This is a genomic window from Bradyrhizobium archetypum (assembly GCF_013114835.1).
Lineage (GTDB): Bacteria > Pseudomonadota > Alphaproteobacteria > Rhizobiales > Xanthobacteraceae > Bradyrhizobium > Bradyrhizobium archetypum.
Genome location: NZ_JAAVLW010000004.1, coordinates 220792 through 235500 on the forward strand (window position 1 = coordinate 220792; position 14709 = coordinate 235500).

General features: G+C 61.8%; 14 protein-coding genes and 1 tRNA gene. 6 read left to right on the top strand and 9 right to left on the bottom strand.

Annotated elements, in window-relative coordinates:
- Window positions 1-273 precede the first annotated feature (273 nt).
- From mnmA to HCN50_RS13815, 4 genes are all read left to right on the top strand, one after another.
- Complete coding sequence (mnmA, locus tag HCN50_RS13800) at window positions 274-1473, top strand: tRNA 2-thiouridine(34) synthase MnmA (protein WP_171710211.1); 1200 nt, start codon at window positions 274-276, stop codon at window positions 1471-1473.
- A 21-nt stretch (window positions 1474-1494) separates the two neighbouring features.
- Window positions 1495-2133: a class I SAM-dependent methyltransferase gene (locus HCN50_RS13805; protein ID WP_171710212.1), complete on the top strand. Its 639-nt coding sequence runs from the start codon at window positions 1495-1497 to the stop codon at window positions 2131-2133.
- Between the two features lie 93 nt (window positions 2134-2226).
- Entirely contained in the window at window positions 2227-2565 is a 339-nt protein-coding gene (locus HCN50_RS13810) for a hypothetical protein (protein ID WP_235976957.1), read from the top strand.
- 117 nt (window positions 2566-2682) lie between these two features.
- Window positions 2683-2759, top strand: a tRNA-Met gene (locus HCN50_RS13815).
- Between the two features lie 193 nt (window positions 2760-2952).
- Here the strand turns inward: HCN50_RS13815 and HCN50_RS13820 are convergent.
- The 8 genes from HCN50_RS13820 to HCN50_RS13855 form a co-directional block, all read right to left on the bottom strand.
- Window positions 2953-4650, bottom strand: coding sequence for a uracil-xanthine permease family protein (locus HCN50_RS13820; RefSeq protein ID WP_171710214.1), 1698 nt, complete (start codon window positions 4648-4650; stop codon window positions 2953-2955).
- Window positions 4647-5006: an STAS domain-containing protein gene (locus HCN50_RS13825; protein ID WP_171710215.1), complete on the bottom strand. Its 360-nt coding sequence runs from the start codon at window positions 5004-5006 to the stop codon at window positions 4647-4649. The genes HCN50_RS13820 and HCN50_RS13825 overlap by 4 nt, the downstream gene beginning before the upstream one ends.
- The gene (locus HCN50_RS13830; protein ID WP_171710216.1) at window positions 5003-5449 is read right to left on the bottom strand and encodes an ATP-binding protein; all 447 of its coding nucleotides are present in this window, start codon (window positions 5447-5449) and stop codon (window positions 5003-5005) included. Before HCN50_RS13830 ends, HCN50_RS13825 begins: the two co-directional genes overlap by 4 nt.
- A gap of 5 nt (window positions 5450-5454) precedes the next feature.
- Complete coding sequence (locus HCN50_RS13835; RefSeq protein ID WP_171710217.1) at window positions 5455-6660, bottom strand: PP2C family protein-serine/threonine phosphatase; 1206 nt, start codon at window positions 6658-6660, stop codon at window positions 5455-5457.
- Window positions 6657-7034, bottom strand: a complete 378-nt coding sequence (locus HCN50_RS13840) for a response regulator (protein ID WP_171710218.1) — start codon at window positions 7032-7034, stop codon at window positions 6657-6659. Before HCN50_RS13840 ends, HCN50_RS13835 begins: the two co-directional genes overlap by 4 nt.
- Window positions 7031-9205 (bottom strand): hybrid sensor histidine kinase/response regulator, encoded by a 2175-nt coding sequence (locus HCN50_RS13845; RefSeq protein ID WP_171710219.1) that lies wholly within the window; start codon window positions 9203-9205, stop codon window positions 7031-7033. The genes HCN50_RS13840 and HCN50_RS13845 overlap by 4 nt, the downstream gene beginning before the upstream one ends.
- A gap of 3 nt (window positions 9206-9208) precedes the next feature.
- On the bottom strand, window positions 9209-9757 hold the full coding sequence (locus HCN50_RS13850) for a heme NO-binding domain-containing protein (protein WP_171710220.1): 549 nt from the start codon (window positions 9755-9757) through the stop codon (window positions 9209-9211).
- Between the two features lie 698 nt (window positions 9758-10455).
- On the bottom strand, window positions 10456-10740 hold the full coding sequence (locus tag HCN50_RS13855) for a hypothetical protein (protein ID WP_171710221.1): 285 nt from the start codon (window positions 10738-10740) through the stop codon (window positions 10456-10458).
- Between the two features lie 122 nt (window positions 10741-10862).
- Between HCN50_RS13855 and HCN50_RS13860 the strand changes: the two genes are divergently transcribed.
- The gene (locus HCN50_RS13860; protein WP_171710222.1) at window positions 10863-11150 is read left to right on the top strand and encodes a hypothetical protein; all 288 of its coding nucleotides are present in this window, start codon (window positions 10863-10865) and stop codon (window positions 11148-11150) included.
- Window positions 11151-11488: 338 nt separating this feature from the next.
- On the top strand, window positions 11489-12925 hold the full coding sequence (locus HCN50_RS13865; RefSeq protein ID WP_171710223.1) for an NAD-dependent succinate-semialdehyde dehydrogenase: 1437 nt from the start codon (window positions 11489-11491) through the stop codon (window positions 12923-12925).
- Between the two features lie 68 nt (window positions 12926-12993).
- Here HCN50_RS13865 and HCN50_RS34470 read toward each other — a convergent pair whose 3' ends face one another.
- On the bottom strand, window positions 12994-14706 hold the full coding sequence (locus HCN50_RS34470) for a bifunctional protein-serine/threonine kinase/phosphatase (protein WP_311968044.1): 1713 nt from the start codon (window positions 14704-14706) through the stop codon (window positions 12994-12996).
- Window positions 14707-14709: the final 3 nt, after the last annotated feature.

Genomic DNA, 14709 nt, shown 5'->3' on the forward strand with positions numbered 1-14709 from the left:
GTTATATTTCAATAGTTTATGCGGGCTGATGGCCCGGCCGCGGGGCGCGATTGCGACTTCCTTTTCTGCCCGGCGGCAAGATTTGCCGTTCTGGACCCGCTCCAAAATGGAGAACGGCTGATTGCCTCGCGGGAATGCGGCCTATATTAAAGAGCGGCGCACGATCCGGCCCGGTATGGCCGGATTGCGCCTTAAGGCCCTTATATGTAAGGCCTTTTAACCCTGGCCGCGAGCCGCCCGGTGCGCTCGCGATTGAACCCGATGACCCCTGGCATGCGAAACAGTCTGGATCTCGAAGGGCGTCCGCAGGACACACGGATCGTGGTCGCTATGTCCGGCGGCGTCGACTCCTCGGTGACGGCTGCCTTGCTGAAGTCCGAGGGCTACGACGTGGTCGGGATCACGCTGCAGCTTTACGACCATGGCGCGGCCACCCATCGCAAGGGCGCCTGCTGCGCCGGGCGCGACATCCATGATGCCCGCAACGTCGCCGAACGGATCGGCATCCCGCATTATGTGCTCGACTACGAAAGCCGCTTCCGCGAGTCCGTGATCGACAATTTTGCCGACAGCTACGCGCATGGCGAAACGCCGGTGCCGTGCATCGAGTGCAACCGATCGATCAAGTTTCGCGACCTGCTTTCAACCGCGCGCGAACTCGGCGCGCAGGCGCTCGCGACCGGACATTACGTTGCCTCCCGGCGCCTCGCCGACGAATCGCGCGCACTGGTCTGTGCTGCGGACGCCGATCGCGACCAGAGCTATTTCCTGTTCGCGACCACGCGCGAGCAGCTCGACTATCTACGCTTTCCACTCGGCGACATGACCAAGCCGCAGACGCGCGAACTGGCGCGGCGCTTCGGCCTCGAAGTCGCTGAAAAGCAGGACAGTCAGGATATCTGCTTCGTGCCCACCGGCCGCTACACCGACATTATCGGCCGGCTGAAGCCCGGCGCGATCGAGCCTGGCGATATCGTCGATCTCGAAGGCCGCACGATCGGCCGGCACCAGGGCATCGTTCATTTCACGGTCGGCCAGCGCAAGGGGCTGGGCATCGCTTCCGGGGCGCCGCTCTATGTCGTCAAGCTCGACGCGGCCAGCCGCCGCGTGGTGGTGGGGCCGCGCGAGGCGCTGCGGATGGATCGCATCCTGTTGCGTGACGTCAACTGGATCGGCGACGGCGCGCTTGAGCGCGTCATCGGCGACGGCCTCGAAATGTTCGTTCGTGTGCGTTCGACGCGCGCGCCGCAGCCGGCCTGGCTGCGGGCGGTCGAGGGCGGCTACGAGGTCGAACTCGTTGCCGGAGAAGAGGGCGTGTCGCCCGGCCAGGCCTGTGTGTTCTACGATGCGCCTGCGGGACAGGCGCGCGTACTCGGCGGCGGCTTCATCAAGAGCGCCAGCGCACGGCATCCGACGGCGAGGGCAGCGGCGCAGGAAAAGGCTGCGCCGCTCGCCGAGGTGATGCGCACCTAAGAAAAAATCGAGGCAGGGGAAATGGCTGGGGACATCGACCGCGAGGGGGTCGAAAAGGCTTATGGGCGCTGGGCGCCAGTCTATGATCTGGTTTTCGGCAAGGTGTTCGACGAGGGCCGACGGTCGACCATTGCAGAAGCCGACAAGATCGGCGGACGCGTTCTCGACGTCGGCGTCGGCACCGGCCTATCATTGTCGGAATATTCGCGCAGCACGAAATTGTGCGGCGTTGATATCTCCGAGCCGATGCTGCGGCGGGCGCTCAAGCGCGTGCGCGAGTTCGGGCTGACCAATGTCGAAACGCTCGCGGTGATGGACGCCAAGAACCTGGCGTTTCCCGATTCGTTTTTCGATGCGGTGGTGGCGCAATATGTCATCACGGCGGTGCCGGATCCCGAAGCGACGCTGGACGATTTCATCCGCGTGCTGAAGCCGGGCGGCGAGCTCATTCTGGTCAATCATATCGGCGCCGAAAACGGTCCCCGCCGCATCTTCGAACTGGCGTTCGCGCCACTGGCGCGGCGGCTCGGCTGGCGGCCGGAATTCCCGTGGCAGCGCCTGACCAAATGGGCCGCCAAGCATGGCGGCGTCACTTTGACCGAGCGGCGGCCGATGCCGCCGATGGGGCATTTTTCGCTGATCCGTTATCGGAAATCGTGAGGGACAAGCGCCGCTAATTGCGGAACCAGCGCGCGCGAGGGCCGTTTTCTTCGCATGGCAATGCAACGCGCACTTCTTCTTTCATGTGTGTTGATGGCGGTCACCAATGTGGCAGGCGCCCAGGCTCCGCCCGGGCCGACGACGCCGCCCGCGCAGACCGCGCCGCCATCGCCCGATCGCGCCGCAAACGCCGCCAACTGCGCCCCAATGCAGCAGCCAGCGCCGAATTCCAGCACAACGGCTCCGGAAGGGACGACCACCGGCCAGCGGGCCGAGCCACTTGGCGACAAACTGGCGCGCTCTGATGGCGTATTGTGCCCGCCTGCGGGGATAGATCCCGAAATGCACGCACCTGCGCCAAACGGCAGCAAGACGCCGGTGATTCCGCCGCCCGGCAGCCCCGGCGGCGATCCCTCAATCCGGCCGAAATAGCGCGGTTTTGCGGGAGCTTGGCGAACCGGTTCGGTTTGCTTGACAGCGGCTTGACCCACTCCTTATATGCCGCGCGTTCGCACCCGCGGCATCGCCTGCCGCCGACTGCGATGCCGTGGCGGGGTAGCTCAGCTGGTTAGAGCACGGGAATCATAATCCTGGGGTCGGGGGTTCGAGTCCCTCCCCCGCTACCAAGCGGCACGATTTTGCCCGCCGAACTACGATCTTCTGCGATTTTGTATCCCTGACGGTAGCGGTCGCGGCAACGACTTCTTTCCTGCTCCTCTAAGCTGCCACGTCGGCTCTGGGGTCAAACTGCGACCTCGCGGCGCGGAGAGGACATTCGGCTTGAACCGCAAACCTGAGGAAAGGCCATGAGCCGTCGTCTCAATGGTCGTAGTGCAGTATCATCTCGACAGATGCGCCGTTTCCCTGTGCGTTGATGTGGTCGGCGCTTTGACGGAGCAGATAGCCGGCAAGCAGCCGCTCGCCGTGCTCGCTTTCCACGATCTCCTTTGGCGAGGGCTTGCGCTCCGGAATGGTCAGCGGCGCACCGACGTAGCGGATTCGTATATCGAGGTTGAATTCATCGAAGCTCGCCTCGACCTCGACGCCGCCAGGCGGATCACCAACCACTTCGAGTACCTGGACCACGCCGAAGATTGCCCGATGCATGATGTCCCGCCGCGCTGCCCAGCGCGCACCTTGCTCCGAGAGAAACCGCTCCACGGCTTCGCGATTGATACCGCCGGGCGCCAGCTTGATGGAAACCTGCTGACGCACGCCGATACGCATGATCAGGTTCAGCACGACGGCACAGACCGTGCCCAACACAAGTGAGTTCCCGAAGATTGGCTGCAGAACGATCGGCACATCCATCAACGCATCGTGATAGAGATCAGCGACGACCGCCATTGCAAAGGAGAAGCCGATGACCAGCGTCTTGCGAGCGTCGAGCATGCGCGCTGTGATCATCTGCAATCCGTTGGTGAACACGAAGGCGGCCGTGAAAAAAAGCGCAGCGCCCATCACCGGCAGTGGCATCGCCGCCAGCGCCACGGCCATGGGCGGAATGAAGGCGAGCACGCAGAACCCGAGTCCGATCGCATAGCCGACACTTCGGCTGGTCACGCCGGTCGCGCCAGACAATCCGATGGTCGAGCTGTAGGTATTGATGCCGCAACTGCCGACCAGCCCGCAAAACACGACAGCCACCCCGTTGGCCGATACGCCGCCCGCGAGCGATCGGAAGTTGGGACGGACCCAGTCGGCATCGTTGATTCGCTGCGCATTCGACACGTCACCCATCGCGCGGAGAGTGGCGGCTAGCGATGCAACCACAAAGGGGGCGACCAGCACAGGATCAAATGACCAGCCCATGTGCTGAAGCCGCGGCAAGCGTACAACACTCAATCCCCCCTCCGGCACGATCTTGGCCAGCTCAAATATCCCGAGGCCGGCGCTGACGGCATATCCGACCACCATCCCGATCAGCACGCAGAACATCTTGCCATAGCCCCTGGACCAGATGTTCAGCATCGTCATGGTGACGAGCGAGACGCCGGCCACGATCACATAGTCCGAATTGATCTTCTGTTGCTGCGCATTGATGCCAAGCCCATAGCGCACACCAAGGCCAGCCAGGGTGAGACCGACCACGGCAATCACGAGACCGGCGATTTCAGAAGGTAGCAGCGCTCGCAACCGGTGGAGCAGCGGCGCGATGGCGATCTGCACCAACCCGCCGATGACCGTCATGCCGAAAACCAGCGCAAGACCACCCTGCTGGAGGGCGAACAGTGAAGGGCCGAGGAAGATTGCCGTATAGGCAGCCCCACAAAGATAGCCAGACCCGATGAATCTCGATCGAACGCAGAAGCATATATTTGCAACGCCGAGCCCGAGCATCGACAGCGAGACCAGATCGAGGAACTGCGTTCCAGAGAGATTTGCCTCGCGCGCGATGATGATTGGAAAGATCAGCGTGATCGCCATAAGCCCGATATGCTGCAACGCCGAGACGATCAGAATGGCCCATGGCGGATGATCGTCGACCGCGTAGATCAGACCGGGCGGATGGGTCATGGCGCGCGCGGTCCGGCCAGCTGTTTCAACGCCTCCTCGCGCGAGTTGTGAATCGCAAAGACGTCGAGTAGCCCGCCCATCTCGAACAACTCGCGCACGTGTCCGGCAAGGTTGCACAGCGCAAGTTTCGCCGCCTTGCGCTCGGCTTCATCGGTTGCGACCAGGAGCGCGCGAAAAGCGGCGCTGGTGAGGTACAGCACCGCGCCCAGATCAACCAGGATCGACTTTTCGCCGGACGAGATCAGGCGCTTGAGCTCAGCCATAACGTCGCTGGCACTGGTGCTGTCGATTCGACCCGAAAGCGTCACGATACAGACGCTCCCGGCACGCGTCTGGCCGATAGTAAGGGCATTCATTTCTCGCTCCTTTGGACTGCTATGCCGACCTCGCATGTCTTGCTCAATGTGGTGTGATTGCGTCCATCAATGCGTTCGTAGGCGAAACGATCGACTAGCTTGTTGATCAGGTGAATGCCGAGTCCGCCGGGCCGAGGCCGCCGGCCCTGGGGCGCATGGTGGGGGAGAAGCGTTGTCACCGGATCGAACTCCCTGCCATCGTCGAAAATCTCCAGATCCACTCTGTCAGGCTGCACGGTGATCCGGACGAGGAACTCGTGCTGCCCCCCGTCGTCCCAAGAATATTTGATCACGTTACTGACGGCCTCGTCGAGTGCCACCTGCAATTGCGCCAGGGCGCGCCCAGGTATGCGGAACTCGCGGGCTAGATTATCAAGGGTGTCGCGAACGATGCCCATATCCGAAATATCATTGCGGATTCGGACATCGACTGCATGGGCCATGCGCATCACACGATCGAACGCTCGGCCGTCGTCTCGGCAGGCCGCCACCGCAACGCCAGCGCTGTCAGATCGTCTGTTCTTGAAGCATTCCCCATGAACGCATCGACGGCGTCCTTGATGATGCGAACCATCTCCTGCGGCTCAGCCGCATAGGCCTGACGCAAGAGCTGCACCATGCGCTCAATGGAGAACAGGTCTCCTTTGCCGTTCATCGCTTCGAATACACCGTCCGAGCAAACAAAAAGCGCATCGCCAGGAAGAATTTGAAGCGTCCGCGTCTGGAACTGGGCCTCGCGCCGAACGCCAAGCGGCAACGCCGGCTTCGAGTCGATCTGCTTGGTCTCGCCGGTGCTCGAAACCAGATGAGGCCGAGGATGGCCGGCATTCACGAACGAAATGAGCCCGCTGCTTGTGTCGATCAAACCGAGAAACATCGTGATGAACATGCACTCGTCGTTGTCCTGGCACAGCTCGCGGTTGACTGCTTCCAGCAACGCTCCAGGATCGACGTCGCCGGTGCGCCATTCCCGCCAGAGAGAGACGGTGATCCGCACGAGACTGCGGGCTCGCGCCATGAACATCGCAGCGGAAGCACCCTTGCCGCAGACGTCGCCGACCAGAAAGCAGAACGTGTGCTCGCCGGCATAGAAGCAGTCGTACAGGTCTCCGCCGACTTCTCTTGCCGGCTCCATGACAGCATGAACGGCGATCGGATGCGAGGGCGAGCAGAACGGGAACTGCCGCGGCAACATGGCAAGCTGCAATGCGCGCGCCGCCTGCAGTTCCTGTGCCAGCCGTAGCATGTTCCTGCGAACCTCGTCTCGCAGGCGCTTCTTTTCGAGCGATGCACCGACGCGCGCACGAAGCAGCGTCGGATTGAACGGCTTGCTGAGATAATCCTCAGCGCCGAGCTCGATGCAGCGGATGATGCTCTCGATTTCGTCGAGCGACGAGATCATGATGATTGGAATATCGCGAAGCGCCGGCGTGGCCTTCACCTGTTCGAGAACCTCATAGCCGTTCATGTCTGGCATCATGATGTCCAGCAGGACGAGATCGAAAGGTTGCGCGTTCAGTCTGTCCAGCGCCTCTCGCCCGTTCCTCGCCATTGTGAGCTTCTTGTAGCCCTCACGGTTAAGACGGCGCGTCAACGTGTATCGGTTGTCCTCATTGTCATCGACGACCAGAAGAGCGGACTCGGTGACAGTCACGAGGCGCGGCCTTTCCCGACGAGCGCCTGGATCTTTTCGATCAACCGGGGGATCTCCACTGGCTTGGTATCGAAGTCGTCGCAGCCGGCGGCCAGCGCCTCTTCTCTGTCCCCGGTCATGGCGTGGGCGGAAAGTGCGATTACAGGAATGTGCCGGGTCCCTTCGCCGGCTTTGATGCGGCGCGTTGCCTCCCAGCCGTCGAGCACCGGCAAGCTCAAATCCATCAGGATGACCTCCGGCTGTTCTGTCGCGGCCATGGACACGCCCTCGGCTCCGTCGGAGGCGACCAAGACGGTGTAGCCTTTGCGCGTCAGCCGGTTCTTCAACACATAGACGTTGTCTTCGTTGTCTTCCACATACAGGACCTTGGTCATGGCACGGCAATGCTCTCCCCGCGACGGCGTTCGATGCATCGATCAAGAACGTCGAGGACTTCGCTTAGCAGTTCCTGCCGATCGCGCTTCTGAAGGATGCGCTCAATTCCGCCGTTCAGGCGCGCGCGGTCGTCGTCCGTCAGATCTTTGGCGGTAAGAACCAATACCGGGATCTCGCGCCATGCGCGGTTGCTCCGCAGCGCGTCGAGCAGCTCGAAACCGTCCATTTCGGGCATCATGAGATCGAGCACGATCACGTCGGGCTGCGCTTCGGCAAGGCGCGCCAAAGCCACGCGCCCGTTCTCGGCCTCTGCCACCTGCCAGCCCCCTTCGTGGAGCGCGCGTCGCAAACCGGATCGTATCGCGTCGTCATCGTCAACGACTAGCACGCCCCGCCCAGCCGATTTGCATATGCTCCGCAGTACGCCGCTCAACCCGCTCCAATCCACCGGTTTGACCATGTAGTCGGCGGCGCCCAGCGAATAGCCGCGGTTTTTCTCGTCCACGATCGTCATCAGGACCACTGGAATGCCCGCCGTTGCAGGGTCGCCCTTGATCGCGGCAAGCACGGTCCAGCCATCGAGATCGGGCATCATGATATCGAGCGTGATTGCGGCCGGCTGCAGCTCACGCGCGAGCCGAAGCCCTTCCCGACCGCCGCTTGCCGTGGTCACGGCAAACCCTTCGCGCGTCAGAAAGTGTGTTGTCACCTTCCGCACCGCATCGTCGTCATCGATCACCAAAATGAGCGGAGCTCGCTGAGAATCTGTGGAGCGTAGCGTTGGCGGAGAGCTCTTGGGCAGCACCGGCGCTTGTGACTGCGTCTCCTGAGCCGGCAAGCGGATCGTGAAAGTCGAGCCCCGTCCAGGCTCGCTTTCGACCGTGATGTCGCCGCCCATCATCTGGCAGAAGCGCCGGCTGATCGCGAGTCCGAGTCCCGTGCCTCCGTACCTGCGAGTTGTCGAAGCATCAGCCTGTACAAAGTCCTGAAACAACCGTCCCTTCTGCTCCGCTGTCAAACCAATACCAGTGTCCGACACGGAGATGACAACCCACTCGCCAGTCTCGGCAATCGTACGACTGACGCTGATCGTTACCGTGCCGTTCTCCGTGAATTTGGCCGCGTTACTGATGAGATTGAGCAGCGCCTGACGAATTCGCGTCTGGTCCGCGCACATGAACCCCATGTCAGGAGGACACTCGAGCTTGAGAGAGTTTTGGTTCTTGGCAGCGAGCGTCCCGACCGTGTTGACCACGTCCTGGACGACCGGCGCGATCTCGAAGGAGCTCACATGGAGGTCCATTTTTCCGGCCTCGATTTTGGACAGGTCGAGGATGTCGTTGATGACGGCCAGTAGATGGCGGGCCGCGCGAACGACGCGGTCGAGCGGCTCAAACTCGTTTCCGCGATCCGAGTCGCGCGCATCCTCCTGCAGCATTTCGGTAATGCCGATGATCGCGTTCAACGGCGTGCGCAATTCGTGCGACATGTTGGCGAGAAACTGGGACTTGTGTTGGCTCGCAAGCTTGAGCGCGTCTTCGGCACGCCGCCGCTCGATGACGCGCCCGAGCTGACTGCCCACATGGGCCATAATTGTCAGTACGGCATCATCCGGCTCTGCAGGTTCGTCAGAGAAAAATTCCATTACAGCGGCGACCTCTTCCCCAACCAGCACCGGAAAGGCGAAGCCGGCTCTCAGACCCGTGTCTTGTGCTGCCTTCGACCGAGGGAAATTGTCGTCTTTGGTCACGTCGACGATCCACGCAGGCTTTCTCTCCTCGAGAACGCGACCGGGCAAGCCGATGCTTGGAACAAACGTCATGGCCTCGGTAGCTTTGCGGAACGTTTTGTATCGTTCAGAATTATCGAGATGCCACAGACTCGTCGATACAAGCACTCCCGCTGAGTCCTTGAGATGAACGTGCCCGACCGGCCACCTTGTATGGGCGCACACCCCATCGAGGGCGGTTCGCATCGCGTCGTCCACGGTCGATGCCTCATTTGCGGCGACTGTTATCAGCTGAAGCAGTTCAATTTCCTTCTTCTTCGTGTAAAGCTCGCTGAGTGCTTTCTCGGCAATCGCCTCGCTTTCGGCTCGCGCCCGCTGCTCTCGATCCAGTCGCTTCTTCAACCGGGCAAGTTGGATATCGGCGTCATTGAGGCTCTCCATACGTCAGCCTCTCGCTTTCTTGACGGACACTCGCAGCACACACTTGTCGTCTCCCCGATTCATGCACTCCGGTTGGTCTAGGGAAAGCTCTTCGGCGTAGTAGGCGGCGGTAGCCTCGATGAATCCCTCCGCGAGTGCACAGAGCTTGCGCGGCGACTTGTAGTGCATCAGGAGAACTTCCGAGGAGGAGGTGTCGTAAGAGAATACTGGCACGTCCGCCCCGGGATACAGCTTGCGCACCTCAGAGTGGATGACGTCGTTCAGGGTAAGAAGAAACGGGCGTGTCGATTTATGGGCCGCGAAAAAATGTGGATGCTTGTTCGCAAGAAGCGGCAAGGCGTTTCGGCCGAACCAGCGAACAACATCATCGGCGGGCATCTTGAGCGCCGATGATGCCGCGCCGACAAGTTTCATCATCTCCTCATCAGGGTAGTTGCCAAGCGAGCTATATGCACCGTCGGTGTTGGCTGCCTCGAGGAGCGCTTCCCACGTGTCGTCACCGTAGTCACGCCGGACTACGGCTTCTAGTAAATTGAATACAACCCCTTTCATTGTTTTTCCTTTGTGCCCGGGGATTGAACTGGTCCGCTTAGCAGCGGTCTCCTTTCTACAGTCGTTCGGACCTGCCGCGGACCCTTGACGCTGGCGCCGTCACTCAGTTCGTCGTTACGGCACCTGGCCGCGCCGAAATGAACCGCAGGGCGTCATCAGCGCTGACACCGCTCCGAATGCATCGAACGCATTAAGCCGTGACCAAATGTATCTCCTGAGTTGCGATGATACCCGGGCGCTCCGGTCGAGACCGGGCTGGAACTCACGAATGCCTTGCGCGATCGCGGGTCGGGAAACTCTGCTATCGCCGCCTGGGGCGCTGCGGACAAGAACCCACACCGACCAACAGATTTCACGCCGCGACGCCGGGGTCGTTCCCTCCCGATCTTCAGAGCGTTTCCGTACCTATTCTAACCGAGATCGAGGGCCTCTGACCAGCGCCCTGCGGGGGGGCATGGCCGGCCTGCAGATGCGCGTCGCTGCAGGTCGGGAACTCATAGCTCATGATGGAGCCGCGGCTCGTACATTAGCCTCGGCGCGGCTAGACTCGCGTCTGGGTTCTCTGAAGCAAAGCTGAGTCCCTGTGAGCCACCGAACTGCCTCATGCGAAGGATTGGATGAGATATCGTAAGTTTGGTTGGTGTGGGGAGAAGCGGTAGCGCTCCCCCGCTACCAAATCTGCCCTTTTGCCGAAGCTATCAGGATTGAGAGAGGTAGCGTGGCAACTCGCGCTCGAACTCGGAAAAGTAACGGGAGATCACGGCGATGTCGAAACGCCGTAGGATCGATTCCTGAGGCTCGCGATCAAGCAGGAATTGGAATGCTGCCTCGATGCAACGCTCGGGCGTGTACATGCCCATCGTTAGTCGTTCGCAAGTCTCTCTTGCTATCGTGACGTGATGGCGAGTCTCGCCGTTTCCAGCGCAGATGGTGACCTCGAATTCCAATGGATCGCCTTCGCTGGTTCGCTTGAGCTTGATCAAAAGCCTGCTCTCACCGTAACCGATTCAATTCGATTTTATAGATACATACTAACATCGCAACGATGGTTCAAAGAAAGTTGCCAAGGCTCGCCGCACGTTTCATTTAATGCCTCTGCGAACCGATGATCGTGAAACCGACGGAAACCATCTGCGCCACCAGCTTGGTCTCGATGGAATCCCTGGTCCTGATGCTTCTCACCATTGAGATCATGAAGGAGAGGTTTGCCACGATCGCAACGATCCTCGCAGTGATCACGCTGTGGGCGCTCAAAAGGGTCGATGTGACAATTCCGCGAGAGCGTCGCGCTCGGGTGATCGTCATGTCTGATCCATCCTGGGCATCCTGGACGAAATACCCCGGCTGCTTGGCCCATGCGCTGTCATGCACAGTTTCTGAAGCACCGTCTTAAATCCGGAATCCCGCAAGGCAGACTACGAGCTGGCGTGGAGCCGTCCCGAACGGGCGATCCCTCCCGCTGATTTCCTGGTGACACTTGCACGCAATTTCGAGATCAAATCGTTCGAGCTGACGACGGATAATGGACGGTGACGGTGGACACGTTCTCAGCCGCAGTTCCGAACCCGATCTGGGACCGGAAATGACGCGGGCCGCGGGAGGCGCTATGCGCCGATCGCGCGGCCGCATATACTTGAACCGGCTTTGCAATTCGATCGTGCTTCCCTCATATAGGCGCCTGATTTCCGCCGCGCGCCATTTGGCGATCAATAAGCTCAGGGAGAAAGACTCGTGGCATATTCGAATACCCAGCTGTTCATCAACGGCAAATGGCGTCCGAGCCAGTCGGGCAGGACCATCGCCGTGCTCAATCCGGCCACCGAGGAAACGATCGGCACCGTGGCCCATGCCGACCGCGCCGATCTCGACGAGGCGCTGGAAGCGGCCGCCAAGGGTTTCAAGGTCTGGCGGGCGGTGGCGCCGTTCGAGCGCTGCCGGATCATGCGCAAGGCGGCTCAAATCATGCGCGAGCGCAATGACGAGATCGCGCCGCTATTGACCATGGAGCAGGGCAAGACGCTGGCCGAGGCCAAGATGGAAGCCATGGCTGCCGCCGACGTCATCGAGTGGTTCGCCGAGGAGGCCAAGCGGGCCTATGGCCGGGTAATCCCGGCGCGCGGTCCAGGCATCTATCAGATCGCGGTCAAGGAGCCGGTGGGCCCGGTCGCGGCGTTCACGCCTTGGAATTTCCCGATCAACCAGGTGGTCCGCAAACTCTCCGCAGGTCTTGCGGCCGGCTGCTCGATCATTGTCAAGGCGCCCGAGGAAACCCCGGCGTCGCCCGCGCAACTGATCAAGGCATTCGTCGATGCCGGCGTGCCTGACGGCGTCATCAACCTGGTCTATGGCGTGCCGTCGGAGATTTCGGAATATCTCATTCCGCATCCGGTGATCCGCAAGATTTCCTTCACCGGATCGACCGTCGTGGGCAAGCAGCTCTCCGCCCTGGCCGGACTGCACATGAAGCGCGCGACCATGGAGCTGGGCGGCCATGCGCCGGCGATCGTGTTCAAGGATGCAGACGTGACGTCGGCGGCGAAGATCCTGGCGGCGGCGAAGTATCGCAATGCCGGCCAGGTTTGTATCTCGCCGACGCGGATGCTGGTGCAGGACGACGTTTTCCGTGAGTTCGTCGACAAGTTCGTCGAAGGCGCCAAGTCGATGAAGGTCGGCAATGGCCTCGATCCGGAATCGAAGATGGGCTCGCTCGCCAATCCGCGCCGCGTCACCGCCATCGAAGGCATGGTGCAGGACGCCGTGGGCAAGGGCGCCAAGCTCGAGACCGGCGGTCATCGCGTCGGCAACAAGGGCTACTTCTTCGAGCCGACGGTCGTCAGCGATGTGCCGAAAGATGCCCGCGCCATGAATGAGGAGCCGTTCGGCCCGCTGGCGCTGATCTCGCGGTTCTCCACTTTCGACGAGGTGGCCGAGGAAGCCAACCGCTTGCCGTTCGGTCTTGCGTCCTATGCCTTCACCAGCTCGACCAAGACGGCGACCGCGATCGGCGCCGCTATCGAAGCCGGCATGGTCTCGATCAACAGCTTCGGCCTCGCGCTGCCCGAAGTCCCGTTTGGCGGCGTCAAGGATTCCGGCTACGGCTCGGAGGGCGGCACCGAGGCGATGGAAGGCTATTTCAACACCAAGTTCATCACCCAGACCGGGGTGTGACGCAGGCGGCGAAGCCAACGTATTTGCTTGGCTCATGATATGGCCTGACGCTCTACCCGAGCGTCGGGCTAGCTTTTTACGATCCATGCGAGAAGCAGGATCACGAGCACGACCAGTCCTGCGGAAAGGCTCTTCCAGAATACGAGCGGATCGCGCTCATAGAGCGAGCGGCGCGACGTGACGGCCGGCTTTGCCCACATCGCGCCGTTCTCGAGCTCGTGCGAGAACTCGATGACGTCGCCATAGCGCTGCGCCGGATCGACGTGCAGCGCCTTGCCGATGACCGCGTCCAGCCAGGCCGGCAGGTCGGGCCGATAGCGCGTGAGATAGGCGGGCTTGCCGAAGCGGGGCCGCGAGAACGGTTCGATCTCGCCATAGGGATAGGCGGCGGTGAACATCCGGTAGACGGTGACGCCGAGCGCGTATAGATCCGAGAACTCATCGCCCGGCCGGCCCCCGAACAACTCAGGCGCCATGTAGCTCGGCGTACCCGGAATATCCTCGGCGGGGAAATCCTCGAGCAACGGCACGCGCGCGACGCCGAGATCGACCAGCCGCAATCCACCGGCCTTTAGCAAGATCACGTTGTCGGGCTTGATGTCGCGATGGATGATGCCGGCCCGGTGCAGCGTCGCAACCGCACGCGCCAGCTTGGTCGCGATCCCGATGCCCTCGGCCAGCGAAAGCTGCGGCGGTCGGCCGAGCCGCTGTTCCAGCGTCTCGCCTTCGTAAAGCGGCATCACCGAGTAGAGCCGGGTCTGCCGTTCGGCCGGCAGTTCGATGATCTCGCCGATCCACAGGCTGCGCACGCGCGCCGCGACCCACGCCTCGCGGACAAAGGCGAGGCGATAGGAGCCTTCGCTGGCGACGCGCGGATGCGGAAATTTCAGGACGACCTCGCGGCCCTGCCGCTTGTCGACCGCCTTGAACAGCCGGCTGTAGCGGCCATCGGATAGTATTTCACCGAGCGTGAAATCGTCGATGACATCGCCCGTCTCGGGCAGATCCAGGATCTGAAGCGTGGCAATCGAGTGGGTAAGCTCGTCGCGGTCCGCGGGCGGCAGGTCGACGACATCGAGCACCAGCGCGGTCATGTTGTCGGTGGACCCGGCATCTAGCGCCGCGTCGGCCAGTGCGCGGGCGGATTCCTCCGGCGAGGTGCGTTCGCTCAACAATTGCTGCAGGCGGTGATCGGCGAGCACGCCATGAACGCCGTCGCTGCAGATCAGAAGCCTGTCGTGCTGGCGCAGGCCTACGGTCGCATAGTCGAAACGCGCGAAGTCCTCGAAGCCGATGGCGCGGTTGAGCAGATGCGCGAGATCGCCGCGTCCGGCGATGTGGTCCGTGGTCAGCCGCTCCAGCCGTCCCTCGCTCAGGCGATAGGCGCGGGTGTCGCCGATGTGAATGACGTGGCAAAGCCGCCGCGACAGGATGATCGAGGTAAAGGCGCAGCTCATGCCGCTGAGCCGCGGATCGGTGCGGCCTTGCGTGTAGATCCAGCTGTTGGCGGCTTCCAGCGAACGCGATGCCCGGCGGCGCACGCCGAGCGTTTCAGGAAGGGAATAATAGGCATCGATGAAGCAGCGCACCGCGAGTTCGGCGGCCTCGCGCCCGCCCTTGTGTCCGCCGACGCCATCGGCGACGGCGGCGACAATGTCGCGGTTGGTCACACCGGACCGGCCGAGGCAGGTCCCGACATAATCCTCATTGGCGGAGCGCTTGCCGGTCTCGCTGACGAAGCCGGCGCGAACCCCGAGATTTCGTTGCGAACCGATCGTCACCCG

Bases quoted from the DNA above. Each gene is read 5' to 3' on its own strand.
- mnmA (WP_171710211.1), top strand. From the start codon at position 274: ATGCGAAACAGTCTGGATCTCGAAGGGCGTCCGCAGGACACACGGATC.
- HCN50_RS13805 (WP_171710212.1), top strand. From the start codon at position 1,495: ATGGCTGGGGACATCGACCGCGAGGGGGTCGAAAAGGCTTATGGGCGC.
- HCN50_RS13810 (WP_235976957.1), top strand. From the start codon at position 2,227: ATGGCGGTCACCAATGTGGCAGGCGCCCAGGCTCCGCCCGGGCCGACG.
- HCN50_RS13820 (WP_171710214.1), bottom strand. From the start codon at position 4,650: ATGACCCATCCGCCCGGTCTGATCTACGCGGTCGACGATCATCCGCCA.
- HCN50_RS13825 (WP_171710215.1), bottom strand. From the start codon at position 5,006: ATGAATGCCCTTACTATCGGCCAGACGCGTGCCGGGAGCGTCTGTATC.
- HCN50_RS13830 (WP_171710216.1), bottom strand. From the start codon at position 5,449: ATGGCCCATGCAGTCGATGTCCGAATCCGCAATGATATTTCGGATATG.
- HCN50_RS13840 (WP_171710218.1), bottom strand. From the start codon at position 7,034: ATGACCAAGGTCCTGTATGTGGAAGACAACGAAGACAACGTCTATGTG.
- HCN50_RS13845 (WP_171710219.1), bottom strand. From the start codon at position 9,205: ATGGAGAGCCTCAATGACGCCGATATCCAACTTGCCCGGTTGAAGAAG.
- HCN50_RS13850 (WP_171710220.1), bottom strand. From the start codon at position 9,757: ATGAAAGGGGTTGTATTCAATTTACTAGAAGCCGTAGTCCGGCGTGAC.
- HCN50_RS13860 (WP_171710222.1), top strand. From the start codon at position 10,863: ATGATCGTGAAACCGACGGAAACCATCTGCGCCACCAGCTTGGTCTCG.